This window comes from Paenibacillus sp. Y5S-9, assembly GCF_036894235.1.
In the GTDB taxonomy this organism is placed as follows: domain Bacteria; phylum Bacillota; class Bacilli; order Paenibacillales; family Paenibacillaceae; genus Paenibacillus.
This window is the reverse complement of the sequence record NZ_CP145887.1, coordinates 6,313,134-6,330,039: the sequence shown is the minus strand read 5'-3', so window position 1 is coordinate 6,330,039 and position 16,906 is coordinate 6,313,134. Positions and strand designations below refer to the sequence as shown.

General features: G+C 50.4%; 13 protein-coding genes. 9 read left to right on the top strand and 4 right to left on the bottom strand.

All coding sequences use genetic code 11. The features are described 5' to 3' along the window. Positions 1-84: 84 nt before the first annotated feature. Positions 85-1,578, bottom strand: a complete 1,494-nt coding sequence (locus V6669_RS27840) for a PLP-dependent aminotransferase family protein (protein WP_338588792.1) — start codon at positions 1,576-1,578, stop codon at positions 85-87. Positions 1,579-1,939: 361 nt separating this feature from the next. On the opposite strand from V6669_RS27840, the gene V6669_RS27835 reads away from it, so the two are divergent. Further along, on the top strand, positions 1,940-2,548 hold the full coding sequence (locus V6669_RS27835; RefSeq protein ID WP_338588789.1) for a LysE/ArgO family amino acid transporter: 609 nt from the start codon (positions 1,940-1,942) through the stop codon (positions 2,546-2,548). Between the two features lie 210 nt (positions 2,549-2,758). Here V6669_RS27835 and V6669_RS27830 read toward each other — a convergent pair whose 3' ends face one another. The 3 genes from V6669_RS27830 to V6669_RS27820 all read right to left on the bottom strand — a co-directional run bounded on the left by V6669_RS27830 (position 2,759) and on the right by V6669_RS27820 (position 7,321). Continuing rightward, positions 2,759-3,595 (bottom strand): methyl-accepting chemotaxis protein, encoded by an 837-nt coding sequence (locus tag V6669_RS27830; RefSeq protein WP_338588787.1) that lies wholly within the window; start codon positions 3,593-3,595, stop codon positions 2,759-2,761. Positions 3,596-3,974: 379 nt separating this feature from the next. Continuing rightward, positions 3,975-4,976, bottom strand: a complete 1,002-nt coding sequence (gene moaA, locus V6669_RS27825; RefSeq protein ID WP_017691896.1) for a GTP 3',8-cyclase MoaA — start codon at positions 4,974-4,976, stop codon at positions 3,975-3,977. Between the two features lie 119 nt (positions 4,977-5,095). Further along, entirely contained in the window at positions 5,096-7,321 is a 2,226-nt protein-coding gene (locus tag V6669_RS27820) for a methyl-accepting chemotaxis protein (RefSeq protein ID WP_338588784.1), read from the bottom strand. Positions 7,322-7,764: 443 nt separating this feature from the next. On the opposite strand from V6669_RS27820, the gene V6669_RS27815 reads away from it, so the two are divergent. The 8 genes from V6669_RS27815 (at position 7,765) to V6669_RS27780 (ending at position 16,798) form a co-directional block, all read left to right on the top strand. Continuing rightward, positions 7,765-8,589: an ABC transporter ATP-binding protein gene (locus tag V6669_RS27815; protein WP_338588782.1), complete on the top strand. Its 825-nt coding sequence runs from the start codon at positions 7,765-7,767 to the stop codon at positions 8,587-8,589. Continuing rightward, the gene (locus V6669_RS27810) at positions 8,570-9,382 is read left to right on the top strand and encodes an ABC transporter permease subunit (protein WP_091036204.1); all 813 of its coding nucleotides are present in this window, start codon (positions 8,570-8,572) and stop codon (positions 9,380-9,382) included. The genes V6669_RS27815 and V6669_RS27810 overlap by 20 nt, the downstream gene beginning before the upstream one ends. Continuing rightward, the gene (locus V6669_RS27805; protein WP_338588778.1) at positions 9,379-10,317 is read left to right on the top strand and encodes an ABC transporter permease; all 939 of its coding nucleotides are present in this window, start codon (positions 9,379-9,381) and stop codon (positions 10,315-10,317) included. The genes V6669_RS27810 and V6669_RS27805 overlap by 4 nt, the downstream gene beginning before the upstream one ends. Before the next feature lie 140 nt (positions 10,318-10,457). Further along, the gene (locus V6669_RS27800; RefSeq protein WP_338588776.1) at positions 10,458-11,522 is read left to right on the top strand and encodes an ABC transporter substrate-binding protein; all 1,065 of its coding nucleotides are present in this window, start codon (positions 10,458-10,460) and stop codon (positions 11,520-11,522) included. Positions 11,523-11,721: 199 nt separating this feature from the next. Next, positions 11,722-13,095, top strand: coding sequence for an aspartate aminotransferase family protein (locus V6669_RS27795; protein WP_338588774.1), 1,374 nt, complete (start codon positions 11,722-11,724; stop codon positions 13,093-13,095). A 109-nt stretch (positions 13,096-13,204) separates the two neighbouring features. Next, positions 13,205-14,494: a M20 family metallo-hydrolase gene (locus V6669_RS27790; RefSeq protein ID WP_338588772.1), complete on the top strand. Its 1,290-nt coding sequence runs from the start codon at positions 13,205-13,207 to the stop codon at positions 14,492-14,494. A 4-nt stretch (positions 14,495-14,498) separates the two neighbouring features. Then, on the top strand, positions 14,499-15,380 hold the full coding sequence (locus V6669_RS27785; protein WP_338588770.1) for a nitrilase-related carbon-nitrogen hydrolase: 882 nt from the start codon (positions 14,499-14,501) through the stop codon (positions 15,378-15,380). Between the two features lie 50 nt (positions 15,381-15,430). After that, entirely contained in the window at positions 15,431-16,798 is a 1,368-nt protein-coding gene (locus V6669_RS27780) for an NAD(P)-dependent oxidoreductase (protein ID WP_338595065.1), read from the top strand. Positions 16,799-16,906 lie beyond the last annotated feature (108 nt).

Below are 16,906 nucleotides of genomic sequence, written 5' to 3'. Positions count from 1 at the left end.
CAAATAGCCTTGATCTGAAGGACATGGTCCTTCCAGGTCAAGGCTGTTTTTTGTTGTGAAATCAGGAAACAGCATTCTTCTAAGTCAGGAGCCAGAGTCTATAAGTCTGTGGACGGCCTCTGCGAGGCATTGCAACCCACGTTCCATCTCATCAGGGGATGCATAAGCGTAAGAGAGCCGAATGTGACTCGCGTCCAAGCGGTCATACAGATAGCCCGGGTGGATAAGTACATTCTGCTCCAGACAGGTATGGAACAATTGGCGGATGGAGAGAGGGGAGACAGTGAATTGCAACCAGATATAAAAACCCCCAGCGGGTATTTCCCACTCCGCTATGCCATGAAAGTGCTGTTGCAACAGATCCAGCATGAAGTCTCTTCGTTTGCGTAACTCAGGGCGAAGGCGTTCCATATGTCCTGCATGATGTCCTTCGGCGAACCATAGGGCAGCAGCTTCTTGCGCAAGTGAGCTGGTACCATAATCGGTCTGCATTTTGATATCTGCGAGTCGGCGTATAACCGGTTCTGGCCCGACCAGCCATCCGAGGCGCAGACCGGGACTGACCGCCTTTGACAGGGTGCCCATATGCAGCACCCGTCCTTCTTGGTCACGCGCCTTCAGCGATGACGGAGGAGGTGTGTCCAGCCACAGATCACTGTAGGCGGCATCCTCCAGTATGGAGATGCCCAGTGTTCGAGCGATGTTCATCAGTTCTTCCCGGCGGTGATCACTCATGACAGAGCCGGTGGGATTGTGAAAGCTCGGGATCGTGTAGAGAAGCGAGATATGATCTTGATCTTTGACATGCTGCGCAGCATCCTCCAGGCGTGCAATGTGTAGGCCTTCGTTATCCATCGGGATACCACTCATTTTCAACCCTGCTGACTGAAAGGCGTGAATGGAATAGAGGTACGACGGTTTTTCCAGCAGAACCGCTGATCCGCGAGGGAGCAGTCCGACCGAAATCAAGTGCAGCGCCTGAAGAGAGCCGGATACAATCAGTATGGAATCTGGAGAGGCCTGAATGCCGGTAGTCTGCAAATGGACGGATAAAGCCTCACGAAGCTCCAGGCTTCCTTGAGGTTCCAGGTAGTTGAGCGTACGAGAACGATGGGACAGGGCATACAGAATGTCGTTAAAAGCATCCTGAGGCATCAGGTCCGGGGCAAGTTCCCCTGTACCAAGACGTATGATGCCAGGCCTGAATTCAGCCTGATTAATCTGCTGGATCTCGGGCAGGTTGGGATAATACCAGCCCTCCTCAATGGTTTCGTTCCAGTTGGGCATGGCTCCGTGAGCCATGCCATGCCAACCGGAGCCGGAAATATAAGTTCCCCCGCCATGTCTGCCTTCAATCAGACCGGCGGCGGCCAGATTATCCAGGGCAGTCACCAATGTACTGCGGTTTACGCCCATGGACTCAGCCCATATGCGCTGTGAGGGGAGACGATATCCTGCTGACCATTCGCCCGTTGTGATTTTCTGCCGGATATAGGCTTCAATCTGGCGATACAAGGGCAAGTCGAGAGAAGGGTTCGGCTTCCACCCCATGTTTAGCCGAGAATCAGAACGTTCCATAACAGCAGAATTACCTCCGTTTGAATTTACACTTGGTACTTCGATGGCAGAACAACCTTCCGATCGCTGTTATCCCCAGATTTTTTAAATTCGCTTTTACAAAGGTGAAAATCTGGGGATAAAGGCGAGGTGTATGCTTCCGATGCAGCTTTCTTTCAGAAAGCTTTTAGCTTCGTTTCTTCAGGTTATTTCTGCCCTCTCCGTTTACGTGTGAATTTTTATTTTTTATATAGATAACTTCTGAAATGACACTTTGTAACCAAAACTATATCATTTGGTTGGGTCTGATGCCATCCAAGTGGTTGGTTACGTCAGCCAACATCTGCCCTAATATGGAGTACAGAGATAAGGGGGAAGAACGATGGAGGTTGTTATTCATGCAGTGGTTCTGGCGTTTGGCCTGATCTTGCCACTGGGTGTGCAGAATGTATTTATTTTTAACCAGGGCATGAGCCAGAGGCGTTATATACATGCACTGCCTGCTGTAATAACGGCAGGGGTCAGTGATACGCTGTTGATCGGGGCAGCCGTTGGAGGAGTATCACTCATTTTGCTGCATTGGCCATTGCTGGCGAATGTGTTGTATGGCGCAGGAAGCTTGTTTTTGCTGTATATGGCTTGGAGTATCTGGAGGTCATCCGAATCTGTGGAAGGTTCGGGGACGGTAATGTCAGCGGGGCGACAGATTGCGTTTGCCGCATCGGTATCTTTACTCAATCCCCATGCTCTGCTGGACACGGTTGCCGTGATTGGCACCAGTTCACTTCAGTATGAAGGGGTGGAGCGCATCTATTTTGCCCTGACAGCCGCGGTAGTATCTTGGATATGGTTCTTGGGACTTGCAGGCGCAGGCAGGGTGATTGGGAGAACGGATCGAACTGGACGCATCAGTCTGGTGTTTAATCGGTTGTCCGCTGTGGTCATGGTTGGGCTGGCGTGTATGATGCTGTGGAAGCTCATCTATTCCTAGCAGGACCGTGATGTGGCTCGTCTTGTTTAAAATAAAAAAACTCCCCGTGACGTTAATCGCGCAGGGAGTTCAATATGAGTGCTGAATTTGGTGATCAGCATAACCTGCTGATCTAGTTATTGAGTTGGAACATGTAGTGCTCGATAACGCTTTGGTGTAGCGTCTCTTATATATGGTTAGTCATTTGAGTTAAGATCATCGTAATCGGATCTATTCTGCCTTTAGCAGCATGGATTCAATAAACACTTTCAGATCATGGCTTACACTGTTCAACTGATCAATGACCTCGCTGAACTCGGTTACCATCACAGCCTGTTGGCTGCTGGACTGCGAGATGGATGTGATCTCTTGCTCCATCTGCTGAATGGAATGCTGAACATCCTTCAATGAACGTTCGATATTCACCGTAGCTTCTTTGGTACCGGTAGAAAGTTTACGCACTTCAGATGCAACAACGCTGAATCCGGCGCCTGCTTCGCCTGCTCGGGCGGCTTCGATAGCCGCATTCAGGCCCAGTAGATTGGTCTGTTCTGAGATTTCACGGATGAATGCGGCGACCTTGTTCACTTCACCTGAGTTCTGCACAGCCATGCGGGTATTATCCAAAATTTGTGTGGAAGAGGCCGTCAATTGCTCGGATTGGGCAGCTACCGTCTGCACCATATCTGTTAATTTTCCGCTGATCCCCCCGATCAATTCAGTGAAGTACTCCAGTTTTTCCTCATTCTGAAGAGAGAAACCAATGGCAAGTGTACCCACGATATTTCCTTGCTCATCCCGAAGCGGGGTGGCCGCCGAGTTGATTGATGTGCCATAGAATTTTGCATCAATTCGGTTCGCTGAAGTTTCCCCATGTATAAGTGCCCGGCGGAGTGTAGGGTCATCGAGAGAAACGGGGTCTCCTGCCTTGATGCCCAGATCAAGCTCGTTGCTGGGAACATAATACCAGAACTTCTCCGTGTCAGTTACTGCAATCATGATATCGTGTTCTTTGAGCATAATTTTAAAATATGGACTCGCTGCAACGAGTGCTTCAACAATGTTCAATGAGGTTCAGCTCCTATAGTGTATGTGTGCATATTATCTAGATGTATGTATATACATCGTCAGAATTATCGCAATCTTGAAGGCCCAACAAGGGCAATAAGGTATATTAATTAAATTTTTAATAAATGAAACAGGAGAATTGATGATTTTCAGGAATTTATGAAAACATAACAAAAAAGCAGGCGAGAACAATCAAGTTCTCGTCTGCTTTGCTATCCACTTATTCTATGGAATGCTCCATGTCTCGTGATCCATGTTGATTTACGTAAGGGTTCACCGCGCCAGCGTTATCTCATCCGTTGTGTGAAGAGGTCATCCTGACGGTACAAATATGTACCCGTACGAAGGAATGCGCGGTTGTGTTATATGCGTACTGTTGCTATCCGCCAATCTGGGACATGCGCCGTACCGTCGGCGTGTGAGATTGCATTTTTTGTTCCAAAGCCAGAGCCATCTCATGGTTCTTTGGTTTCGTACCCAGCGCTTTGAGGAAAAGCGCCGCCATGGCATCCGGATCATCCACGAAGCGACGAACATTATACTCATCCGACCAGTAGAGGCAGGCTTTGATATGTCCGTCAGCGGTCAGCCGAAGTCGGTTGCAATTGTCACAGAAGTGATCGCTCACGGGATGAATCAATCCAAATGTGCCTTCGGAGCCCGCAATTTTCATATTACGTGATGGGCCATTGCCCGCAGGGCCTGTTGTATTTTCTACCGTCCAGCCTGCTTCAGCACATACATCTGTCACGGCTTCCAGCGGCAAATAAGATTTGCGCCATGAATCCGAAGCCTGTCCAATCGGCATATATTCAATAAAACGCACATGAAGAGGTTGATCAATCGTCATTGCAATAAAATCCTTGATCTCATCATCGTTGATACCCTTCATCAGTACAACATTCAGCTTGATCGGAGCAAGGCCAGCGGCTGTTGCAGCTTCAATGCCTTTCAGTACCTTGTTCACATCTCCGCCGCGGGTAATCATGGAGAAGCGATCAGCTCGAAGGGAATCCAGACTGATGTTAATCCGGTTCAATCCAGCGTCTTTCAATGCCTGAGCTTGCTTATCCAGTAGAAGAGCGTTAGTAGTCAGGGCAATATCGTCAATCCCGTCAATTGCCGAGATCATGCTGACGAGCTTATGCAGATCCTTGCGCACCAACGGTTCGCCCCCGGTGAGTCGGACTTTGCGCATGCCCATTGGAGCAAGCACTTTCAGCACCTGTGCTATTTCTTCGTAGCTCATAATCTCATCATGTGGAGCAAATTCCATGCCCTCTGCAGGCATGCAGTACACACAGCGTAAATTACAGCGGTCCGTAACAGAAATACGGATGTAGTCATGTATCCGGCCAAATGAATCCTGAAGCAGTTCCATGCAGACCACCCTTTCATCGGTTCAGATTGGAAATCTTCTATTATAAATGATACGACAATTTCAAAAGGAACAGTTGCATCAAATTTTAGCTATTTCTCCAATCCGCGTCAACGATGACGTCAGATGACAGCATTTTTGGCAGGGTGATTTAGATGGAATTGTCCCACGAGTTGTTGCAGAAAGACCGTAATGGCTTCCACGTTATGCGAAGAATGCTGAACCTGCAACATATCACGGATCAGCTCCATCATCTCGGCTTCTACCTCGGCAGAAGTCGCCCGATTTTGATGGCTGATTGCAGCAATATTCTCCATCAGCATGACCACTTGATCCACGACTTGTGTGCGCTCAGGTTCTTCAGCGGTAGCGTTTTTCAGAAGTTGCGAAGCGGCCTGAACCAGTGTCGTTCCCTCAGCAAGTACCTGATCCCCCTCTGTGATCAATTGGGACGCAGCTCCTGCTGCGGTTGAGATTCGGTCCAGAATCTGATGAATATTTTCAGTTGAAGAGCGAGATAATTCGGCCAGCTTGCGGATTTCCCCTGCCACGACCGAGAAGCCTTGGCCATGTTCGCCCACGCGTGCAGCTTCAATGGTAGCATTGAGAGCCAGCAGGTTCGTCTGAGCTGAAATTTCATCAATAATAGCCAGTGCACGGTAAATCTCTTTCATCGTATCCATAAAGGACAGGATGGTACGGTTGGTATCGGATACCGCTCCTGAGATTTGGGTCATTTTGTCGCCGATTCGTTCCACTTCCTGCTGGGCCACGCCGATCTGTTCGGTTGCAGAGGTCTCCAGTTGTTGCAGCGTTATGCGCATGTGATCGGCAGCGACCCTGGCCTGGTCGAGATCTTCCAGTTGAGTGCGAATGGCCTGAATCATCGAACCAAGCTTGTGGTTTACACGCTCAGTCGTACCCTGGGTTGTCTCTGTTGAAGTTCGCATCTGATACTGGTTGTCCATAACGTCTACCGTGGCAAGTTGTACTTTCAGCATAATGCCTTCCAGAGAGTCAATCATGTTGTTAATCCACTTCGCCAGTTCACCGGATTCGTCTTGGGCAAAAGCAGACGTGTCCAGACGCTGGGTCAGATCCCCCCTGCCTTCGGCGTTAATTCGGATAAATCGGCTTATTCGACGTAAGTCTTCATGAACCCGTCGATATTGGCTACGATGCAGCTGTAATACAGTGAAGAATCCAAATAACACATTAAAAGCGGCCATTGCTGCCGCACCCCAACCACTACCAGTGAGGGCATAGACAAGCGCGGCTCCTGAAACGCCTGACAAAAGCGTGAAGAGACTGTGCTGCTTGAACTGGCGCCAGCCGATGCTTCGTATCCGATACACTTCCTCCAGATCCCCTTCACACATCATGCCCCAGCGATCAGGACAGTGTGGCAGCTGGAAGGTGATGCCTTTGCCGATCACAGAAATATGGCGATAATCCGAGTAGCCGGGAAAAGCTACGAACAGATTGGAACCATTCTGAATGGTGTTTGCTACCCCGGGGTGCAGTTCTCCGGTCGACGGATCAGTGAACATGAGTTCCAGCTCGGTATGCTCCTTAACGGAAACGATACCCCATTCGGTGGTGACTCCATCTTTGAGATTTTCCCCATGTGTAAAAGTATGATCCTCGAAGCGGCTTCGGGATAAGGCGGTGCCGGGTTGCAGATGGGGCCGTAATATCGACTCAGCCATAAAGAGGTAATTGTCACCGGAATCGGGATAGATATGACCTGATTCTCGTTGGATCAGGTCACCCAGTACATCCCCGGGAACACGGCTGCATAACGAACCGACATATCGACCTTCCTGCAGGATTGGGGAGATAAACAGCAAGGTGACATCATCGTGAAAATTGGACGAGCGTGGACCAATATCCAACGTCAGTGGATCAGAATATGGACCATACAAGCATTTTTTGCCATGACGATCTGCTCTGGAGTATTTCAATCCTGGTCCAATTAAAGCTTCGTAATCTTCATAAATCTGTCCAATATGTTTCTTATATGTAGAGAATACCACCTGATTCTGTTCGTTCACCATGAATAGCTCCGTACTGTCTACGGCTCGAATATAACTGGATTGAAACCATGCATCTAGTTTGCTTAGTTGCTGTGAACCTTGTAATACATCCTGTAATTGGACCGACTGTATCTGTTGAAGCAAACGATCCAGGTGATTCCATTGTTCATCTGCCCAGTCCATCATAAGCTGCCGTCTCGTTTCGGCAATCCCCTCAAAAATCTGTTCCACATCTTCTTTCATATGTGCGTTCAACCGATACGATCGCCACAGCGGCAATCCTTTTCTCCATCCCAGCCAATCAAACATCATGACCACCCCGATTTCTGGATTTGAAAGCTTCGTTCTACTGATCTTTGGATAGACCTATATATGTGGTTTTCAAAGTGATATGTGACAGAGGAATTCAACCTATCTATTCAATCTTTATACAAGAAAATGAACAAGAATACGAGGGGATATGTCATATTTTCCGAATATTTATTCAATAAATACAAATGATCGTGCGCTTGTTGTTAGGTGAAATGAATGTTAGCTATCTACGAAGAAAACTCACATGGATGTATCTGAGAATCCATCTCATTTTACATTGTGTAACATGAACAGGCCCATACTCAAAACAGACTGTATAATGTAATCCCTGCCCAAAGCGATATAGTATTATCTAACAAGCAAAACCTGTTACGTTCGTGTATATAAACCTCCCATTCAGCCTTGGTGTGTAATGAAAATAACTTCCACAAAGGAGAATGCCCATGTCCTCCGCACCCTCAGCTACAGTCCCCGAAGCCTGCCATATTGATGTAGATCATGTGTCCGTTGTTTTTGGCACAGGTACACAACAAGTCACTGCTTTGTCGGATGTTACATTCCAGATCCAGTCCAATGAGTTTGTCTCGCTGCTTGGCCCTTCCGGCTGTGGCAAGTCGACCTTGCTCAGGCTGGTGGGTGATCTACTTCAGCCCACCTCAGGCACCGTTCGCATTGCAGGTCAGGAGCCTGAGCGGGCCCGGCTACAGCGACAGTTCGGCATTGTCTTCCAGACACCAGCCTTGTTCGATTGGCGCACCGTTCGTCACAATGTGGAATTGCCCTTGGAACTGCTGGGTACCCGCCGTAAGGAGTGCCGCCGCATTAGTAGTGAACTGCTTGAAATGGTAGGACTAACTCGCTTCGCCGACCATTATCCATGGCAACTCAGTGGAGGGATGCAGCAACGTGTATCCATTGCACGAGCCCTTGCGCTTGATCCACCATTGCTGCTCATGGATGAACCCTTTTCCGCCCTGGACGAATTCACCAAAGAAAAACTTCAATTGGAGCTGCTTGAGATCAAGCGCTCAACAGGCAAGACCTTCCTCTTTGTCACACACAGCATCCCCGAAGCCGTATTTCTGTCCGACCGGATCATCGTACTCTCGGCGCATCCGGGGCAAGTGCACTCCATTCATTCTGTTAATCTGCCTTCTGACCGCCATAGTGAACTGAGAGAAACGGAAGCTTTCTACCACATGATCACAACCATTCGCAATTGCTTCTACGAGGAGCGTGATGAATCTCATGTCCCTGAGGTTCTTTAAACCCGGATATCGATCTTGGATCGTCATCTGGATTGTATCCGTATTGATGCTGTGGGAAGGAATCGCCTGGATGCTCCAACTGTTCCTGTCACCCCAGCAGGCGGCGTCTCGCCTTCCTTATCTGCATGATGTCCTTGTAGCCTTGTTTCGTTACTCGGGTACGCTGGCAGAGCAGGGGGCTGTCACCTTTGGCAATGCAGCCATTGGTTTTGCAGGGGGAACGCTGCTTGGTCTGGGTCTGGCTCTACTCATGAGTGGGGCTATCTGGCTGGAGCGCACGTTATCGCCATATGTTGTCTCCTCACAGATGGTTCCGGTTATTGGTCTCGCACCAATCGTGTACGGCATCATCCACAACGCGGAGTGGGCCCGAATTGTTATGGCGGCGTATGTCACCTTCTTCCCGATCATTATCCATACGTTAAAAGGATTGAAAAGTGCAGCACCAGAGCATCTGGAACTTATGCGTTCCTGTGGAGCTTCACTGACCGCACGATATATCAAATGTCTGCTGCCCTCAGCACTACCGGGACTATTTTCTGGTATGAAAATAGCTGCTCCGCTCGCGGTGACTTCCTCCATCGTTGTGGAATTGATGGGCGCTCCCGACGGACTCGGCGTCCTGATGGTCAGTTCGTTATATTACGGCCATGCCCAAGTTGGCATGTTCTGGGCCACCATCATGCTTAGCATTGGCATTGGCCTGATCTCGTATCTGGTCATCAGTCTGGCTGAACGTTGGCTAACCCCCTGGCAGCCTGAGTTCAGGGCCAAAGGAGGTGATGCCACATGAGTGAAGGTAGAGTTTTGCAACGGAAGCGTGATGAAGGTGTGGCAATTGCTGCTGTAACTGGAGCAGCTACGCCCCTCACGGGTTCACAGGTGACATCTGCCCCTGGATCGGAAATTCATGGACAACAGGGACAAGCCGAAAAGGCCAGATCGGGAACCAGCGTTCGCGGGCGCTCAATTGTACTGAGCATGCTTCCTTGGGGGGCAGGTGTGATGTTTCTCGCTCTCTGGCAGCTCAGGCTGTTTCATTGGATATTCTCGCTGGAAAGCTACCAACTGCCTGTGCCTTCCGCGATTGCGGCATCGATACAGGAAAATGCCAATATGCTCTTTCGTTATGCGGTGTACAGCGGAGCCGAAATGCTGGGAGGTTTCTTGCTCGGCTCACTGCTCGGCGCTCTGGCAGCGGTAGGTGCATCGTTCTTCCCAACAAGCGGCAGGGCGGCGGTTACGGTTCTGTCTGCACTGAACGCTGTTCCGATCGTGGCTCTTGCCCCAATTATGAACAATTGGTTTGGAGACGGGATCTGGTCGCGTATTGCTGTTGTCACGGTGATTACGATGGCCGCCATGGCCGTTAGCCTATTCAAAGGGCTGACTTCCATTCAGCCGCAGTACAGTGATCTGCTGAGTGGCCTTGCTGCAAGCAGGATGCAGTTTTTTTGGAAGCTAAGACTGCCTCACGCGCTGCCTTCCCTCTTTGCAGGACTGAAGATCAACATGTCCACCAGTATTATCGGGGCCATTGTGGGTGAATTTTTCATCGCCTCCCAAGGGCTGGGGTACTTGCTCTCGGATCAGATTAGACTGGCGAACATGCCCTTGGCCTGGTCCTGCATTGTCATCGCTGCCGCGCTCGGTATTGTGTTGTATGAAGCGGTTGTCCTGGCAGAAAAACGACTCATTCCGTGGAATCGTGCACGCACAGATCACTAACATACATCAGGGTACCAACCATCCATAGATCGTAATATCTGATAGAGGTTGTTCAAAAAGTCCACGGTACTGAAAAGCAGACTTTTTGAACACGGACTGATGCTTGAAAAATCGTATATAAACAGGGGGTTGTTCTGTACATGTACAAAACGTTGAAGCCGGGTTTGCTGGTATTGGTCCTGTTGGTTGTTACGATGCTGAGCGCATGTTCTACGAAGTCCGAGCCAGCGGCTGAGCCTGTAGCTGCGAGTACAGGAGGGGCGGGAGAAGCAGATCAACCCTTAACCAAAGTGAAAATACAACTGAAATGGGTGCCGCAGGCTCAGTTTGCCGGGATTTACGCAGCGAAGGAAAAAGGTTTTTTTGCAGATGAAGGCATTGATGCCGAGATTATTCCGGGTGGGCCGGATATCGTGATTGAGCAGCAGGTAGTCAATGGCGCGGCCGATGTGGGGATCACGGGAGTAGACAGTTTGCTGGTCAGCAGGGATAACGGTTTGCCGCTTGTCTCGCTTGCCCAGATCTCACAGAAGAGCAGTTATCGCTTGATTGCCAAGAAGTCTTTAGGTATTACTGATCCCGCTCAGATGAAAGGCAAAAAGGTCAGTACCTGGTTTGGCAGTCAGCAGTTTCAGGTGCTTGCATTCATGGAGAAGAATGGACTCGACCCGAAGAAGGATATTGAACTGGTGAAGCAGGGGTTCACAATGGATCAGTTTTTTAATGATCAGGTAGATGTGGCGACGGCAACGATCTATAACGAATATCACGTGGTGCTGGAAAGTGGAACAAAAGAATCCGATCTGGATGTATTCAACATTGAAGATGCCGGTGTTGGGATGTTGGAGGATACGCTGATTGCCAAGAAGGAATGGGTAGACAGCAACCGTGAGCTTGCGGTTAAAGTGACTCGTGCCATTCTGAAAGGCTGGAATTACGCCATCGACAATCAGGATGAGACGGTGGATATCGTGATGAGTAATGTGACGGAAGGCAGCACCACTCGTGAACACCAGGTCACGATGCTGGAAGAGATTGCAAAGCTAATTCGCCCGGAAGGATTTACGGAGCAGCAAGTCGGTAGCTTTGTGGATGAGTCATTTACCCGAACTGCGGATATTGCACTGAATTATGGTTTGATCAAAAAAGCGGCCAACCTGGATGAAGCGCTGGAGAAAAGCATCTATGAAGAAGCGGTGAAATAAGCGTGGACCAACATTACACGAGAACGAAGAGTGCAGAACCAATCTGAGGAAGCGAAGCGTGCGCCTTTATCCCCGGATTTTTCCTTAAGGAAAAATGAATCTAGAAAATCTGGGGATAACAGCGATCGGAAGATGGTACTGCAATCGGAGTGGGCATGTGTAAAGCATATTGGATCAGCTTATAGAAGGAGGATGACGAATGAGTTCTGTGAATCAGCAGCCTCAGCCGCTTGGCGGTACGAAGGAAGAATGGCTGGAGAAAGATCGCAAATACGTATGGCATCACATCTCGCCTCATAACGATCATCCAATGATTGCGGTAAGTGGAGAAGGAAGCTGGATTACTGATCAGGATGGTACACGTTATCTGGATGCGATGTCCGGACTGTGGTGTGTGAATGTGGGGCATGGCCGTGAGGAGATTGCGAGAAGTGCCTACGAACAGATGAAAGCACTCGCTTATGTCCCGATGACGCAGAGTCACGAACCGGCGATTTTGTTGGCAGAGAAGCTGAATGATTGGCTGGAGGGGGAATATCGAATATTCTTCTCCAACTCGGGTTCAGATGCGAATGAGGTGGCTTTCAAAATAGCCCGTCAGTACCACCATCAGAATGGTGAGCCTACTCGTCACAAATTCATCTCCCGTCACCGTGCCTATCACGGCAACTCCATGGGAGCGCTGGGCGCCACTGGGCAAGCCGCCCGCAAGATCAAGTACGAGCCGCTCGGCGTAGGTTTCTCTCATGTTCCGCCACCATATTGTTACCGCTGTCCGTTTGGGCGAAATAAGAATGGATGCGGTCTCGAATGTGCAACCATCTATGAAGAGGTGATTCGTTGGGAAGGTCCTGAGACGGTTGCCGCGGTAATTATGGAGCCAGTGATCACTGGGGGCGGCATGATTGTGCCCCCGCCGGATTATATGCGCACCGTACAAGAGATCTGTCAGCGCTATGGTGTGTTGCTCATTGTAGATGAGGTCATCTGTGGTTTTGGCCGCTCTGGGCAGAAGTTTGGTCATCAGAACTATGGCGTACAGCCAGATATTGTGACGATGGCAAAAGGCATGACCAGCGCCTATTCGCCATTATCAGCAACGGCCGTGCGAGCCGATCTGTATGACACGTTCCGCGAACCCGGACCGGATGCCCATTTTCGCCATGTGAATACATTTGGCGGGAATCCGGTGTCCTGCCGGGTGGCACTGGCGAATCTGGAGATTCTGGAACGAGAGAATCTGGTCAGCCGCGCGGAGGAACTGGGATACCTGCTTCGTGAGAAGTTGGAACCTTTGCTAGAGCTGTCCATTGTGGGGGATATCCGTTCATTCGGATTCGCCTGTGGGGTGGAATTGATTGAAGCAGACGGTTCTCCTGCGGAAGCGGATAAAGTGATGAAGGTACTCGCCAGTTGTAAAAGGGATGGCATTCTGATTGGCAAGAACGGCGATACCGTGCCGGGGTTTGCAAACATTTTGACAATCTCACCACCGTTTGTCACCACCGAGGAAGAGTTGGATCTGATCGCGGGTAGCTTGCTCGTTGCACTACGTAGTCTGGACGCAGGTTAGTTGCCATAGATGGATAATACACAGGTACGACAGACGTTTACGGTTTAGCAAGCGAGCTGGAGATTTTCATATCATTACGCGATAAATAAGCGCAAGGAGGCGATGGAGGATGCAGACCATAAAAGGTACACTCATTAATCAGCTTCGGCTGAATGAACGAATTGAGCAGTTATCACGCATTGGCCGAATCGCGGAGACGGGTGTCTGCCGACTTGCCCTGACCCCGGAAGATATGGACGGCATCATTCAGGTTCGTCTCTGGATGGAAAAGGCCGGTCTGACGACACGACTTGATGCCTTCGGCAATCTGATTGGTCGTCTGGAAGGCGCGGATCAGGCGCTGCCGATCCTCATGATTGGTTCCCATATCGACTCTCAGCCCTATGGCGGTCGATATGATGGAACGATTGGTGTGCTCGGCGCACTCGAAGCGGTGCAATGCTTGATCGAAAATGGCATTCAGCCCCGTATGCCGATTGAGGTGATTGCTTTTTGCGATGAAGAGGGTTCCCGTTTTAACAAAGGCCTGTTCGGCTCACGTGGCATAACCGGTCAGTTGGAAGAAGGCGAACTGGATCGGCAGGATAAAAACGGAGTGACCCGCCGGGAGGCACTGGAAGCCTTCGGCTGTTCTCCTTCGGATTTTGAAGAAGCGATCTATCCGCCAGGTTCCATTGGCAGTTATCTGGAGCTGCATATTGAACAGGGACCAGTGCTGGAAGCGCTGAATGCATCAGTAGGTCTGGTGACGGGCATCTCGGGCCCGCTGTGGCTTACGGTGAAGATGAAAGGTATGGCGGGTCATGCTGGCTCTGTTCCGATGGGGATGCGGCATGATGCTTTAGTAGGCAGCGCCAAAGTCATTGCGGCTTTTGACGATATGGTGAGAGAAGACCCGGAAGCTCCAACCGTAGGTACGGTGGGTAGTCTGAGGGTGTTTCCAGATTCGCGGAATATCATTCCGGAGGAAGTCAGCTTCACCGTTGATTTGCGAGACATGGAGATGGAGCGCAGGAACCGGCTTGAAGCCCGATTGATGAACATTTTGGATGACGTGAGTTCCCGATATGGTCTAACCTACTCGCTGACAGAGGATACGAACAGTGAGCCGCGGTATTGTGCAGAGTCAATCAAGTCGGTGATTCGTTCATCCGCGGAAGAGATCGGGGTTACTTTGCCAGAACTGATGAGTGGTCCGTTCCATGATGCATTGGCCCTTTCGCTTGTATGTGATTATGGCATGATTTTTGTCCGCAGCAAGGACGGCATCAGTCATCATCCCAGCGAATATTCCTCCCCGGAGGATATTGGACTCGGCACGGAAGTGTTATATCGCACCATTCGGAGGATGTGCAGTGGAATGAACCAACCAATCATTTTACCTGAGGAGGCGTTGTGACGTTATGGGCAAAATTAGCATCGGATTAATCCAGGCTTCTCATGAGATTGAAGGTTCGGCTCCCGTTGAGGTACACAAAGAAGCTGCGGTTCAGAAGCACATAACGCTGGTCCGTGAAGCTGCTGCAAGAGGCGCCAAGATCATCGGATTGCAGGAAGTATTCTATGGCCCGTACTTTTGTACAGAGCAAAGTCCCAAATGGTATGCATCCGCTGAACCGGTGCCGGAAGGACCTACGACCAAGCTTTTTCAGGATCTGGCGAAGGAGCTTGCGGTGGTGATTATTTTACCCGTGTACGAGGTGGAGGGCATTGCTTCGTATTACAATACGGCAGCCGTCATTGATGCAGATGGTACGTATCTGGGCAAATACCGCAAACATCATATCCCGCATGTGGAAGCAGGTGAGGGTACGAATGGGTTCTGGGAAAAGTATTATTTCAAACCAGGGAACCTAGGGTTTCCGGTATTTGATACGGCCTACGCCAGAGTGGGTGTGTACATCTGTTATGATCGTCATTTTCCGGAAGGGGCACGATTGCTCGGGCTCGCGGGGGCAGAGATTGTGTTCAATCCGTCCGCTACGGTTGCAGGGACATCGGAATATCTGTGGAAACTGGAACAGCCTGCTCACGCGGTAGCTAACGGCTATTATGTTGCAGCGATCAATAGGGTTGGCGTGGAAGCACCGTGGAATATGGGTGAATTTTACGGACAGTCGTACCTGGTCGACCCGCGAGGCAGAATGGTAGCGATCGGCAGCCGGGATCAGGATGAGGTCGTCATTGGCGAGATGGATACCGAGATGATTCGTGAGGTGCGTAATGTATGGCAGTTCTACCGTGATCGCAGACCGGAAACGTACGAACATCTGGTTAGTCTGTAAAAGTGGCTGGAAGCTAGCGCGAATCAAACTTCAGGAGGTGCATGACATTGATGAACAGCTCAGGAACAACGTTATCCGATTATGGGTGGGAGAGTCGTTTTGCCGAGATGAAACCCGCCATGACAGGTAAGGAAGCGATGGAAGAGTCAAACCGCTGTCTGTACTGTTACGATGCACCTTGTATCAAGGCCTGTCCAACCGACATTAATATCCCTTCTTTTATTAGCAAAATATCAACAGGGCACCTGAAAGGTTCGGCCCGCACCATCATGGATGCGAATCCGGTTGGAGCCAGCTGCGCACGTGTCTGTCCCACTGAGGAACTGTGTGAAGGTGCATGTGTGCTGAACGAATCGTCAAAGCCGATTAGAATTGGTGACTTGCAGCGTTACGCCACCGACTGGGCACGGGCGAAGAATGAGCCGTTATTCCAGGCGGCACCTGCCAATGGGAGAAATGTTGCTGTTGTAGGTGCCGGGCCAGCGGGATTATCGGCGGCACGTGAACTGGGGCGCGCAGGGTATGAGGTGACGATCTATGAAGCCAAACCCAAAGGCGGCGGGCTGAATACGTATGGCATCGTATCTTTCCGTTTGCCCGAATCGGTTGCGCTATGGGAAGTGGAGCAGGTGGAGGCACTTGGTGTGCAGATCCGTTATGGGGTGCGCATCGGTGTGGATATCCCTGCTTCGCAGTTGCTGGAGCAGCATGAAGCGGTCATTCTGGCCTGTGGCATGGGTTCAGTACCTATGCTGGGCATTGAAGGAGAGACACTGGAAGGTGTCTATGATGCGATTGAACTGGTGGAGTCTACCAAGCAGGGGGTTCCACCTGCATTAAATGGTCTGAAGGTCGCCATTATTGGCGCGGGTAATACGGCGGTAGATGCAGCGACCTGTTCGGTACGTCTTGGTGCCGAGCGGGTGCAGATGTTATATCGGCGCGGGGAAAGCCAGATGACGGCGTATGCGTTTGAATATACGTTTGCCAAGCAGGAGGGTGTGGAGTTCCGCTGGTTTACGATGCCACAGCGTATCATTGGAGACGAGAACGGTCGGGTTCAGGCTGTAGAATGCGTGAAAATGGAGCTGATTACCCCACCTGGCGGTGGGCGTGCATTGCCTGTGCCTGTCGAGGGATCGGAGTTCATGATTGAATGTGATACGGTCATCCGGGCGATTGGGCAGCATCGTTTATTACAATTAATCGAAGCGTTTGCTCTTCGTCACCACTGGGGCGTCGTTGAGATTGAGCCGCATACGTACCGTACCTCGCATCCTCAGATCTATGCGGCAGGAGACGTTATTTTTGGTCAGGGCCAGGGAGAGGCGATGGTTGTCTCGGCTGCACAGCAGGGTAAGCTGGCAGCTGCCGCAGTCATGAAGGCGTTACCTGGACAGGTGGAAGAGACGGCGTGAGTTGTGAGGGAGACAAAGGGAAGTGGAGAGTACACGTAAAGCGTGGAATGAGAGCATCCAAGGAGAGTACGGGTGGGAGGGCGCAAGGGACTAATAGAGTGATAGAGG

Coding starts and splice junctions, on each gene's coding strand:
- V6669_RS27840 (WP_338588792.1), bottom strand. CDS start 1,578: ATGGAACGTTCTGATTCTCGGCTAAACATGGGGTGGAAGCCGAACCCT.
- V6669_RS27835 (WP_338588789.1), top strand. CDS start 1,940: ATGGAGGTTGTTATTCATGCAGTGGTTCTGGCGTTTGGCCTGATCTTG.
- moaA (WP_017691896.1), bottom strand. CDS start 4,976: ATGGAACTGCTTCAGGATTCATTTGGCCGGATACATGACTACATCCGT.
- V6669_RS27820 (WP_338588784.1), bottom strand. CDS start 7,321: ATGATGTTTGATTGGCTGGGATGGAGAAAAGGATTGCCGCTGTGGCGA.
- V6669_RS27815 (WP_338588782.1), top strand. CDS start 7,765: ATGTCCTCCGCACCCTCAGCTACAGTCCCCGAAGCCTGCCATATTGAT.
- V6669_RS27810 (WP_091036204.1), top strand. CDS start 8,570: ATGTCCCTGAGGTTCTTTAAACCCGGATATCGATCTTGGATCGTCATC.
- V6669_RS27805 (WP_338588778.1), top strand. CDS start 9,379: ATGAGTGAAGGTAGAGTTTTGCAACGGAAGCGTGATGAAGGTGTGGCA.
- V6669_RS27800 (WP_338588776.1), top strand. CDS start 10,458: ATGTACAAAACGTTGAAGCCGGGTTTGCTGGTATTGGTCCTGTTGGTT.
- V6669_RS27795 (WP_338588774.1), top strand. CDS start 11,722: ATGAGTTCTGTGAATCAGCAGCCTCAGCCGCTTGGCGGTACGAAGGAA.
- V6669_RS27790 (WP_338588772.1), top strand. CDS start 13,205: ATGCAGACCATAAAAGGTACACTCATTAATCAGCTTCGGCTGAATGAA.
- V6669_RS27785 (WP_338588770.1), top strand. CDS start 14,499: ATGGGCAAAATTAGCATCGGATTAATCCAGGCTTCTCATGAGATTGAA.
- V6669_RS27780 (WP_338595065.1), top strand. CDS start 15,431: ATGAACAGCTCAGGAACAACGTTATCCGATTATGGGTGGGAGAGTCGT.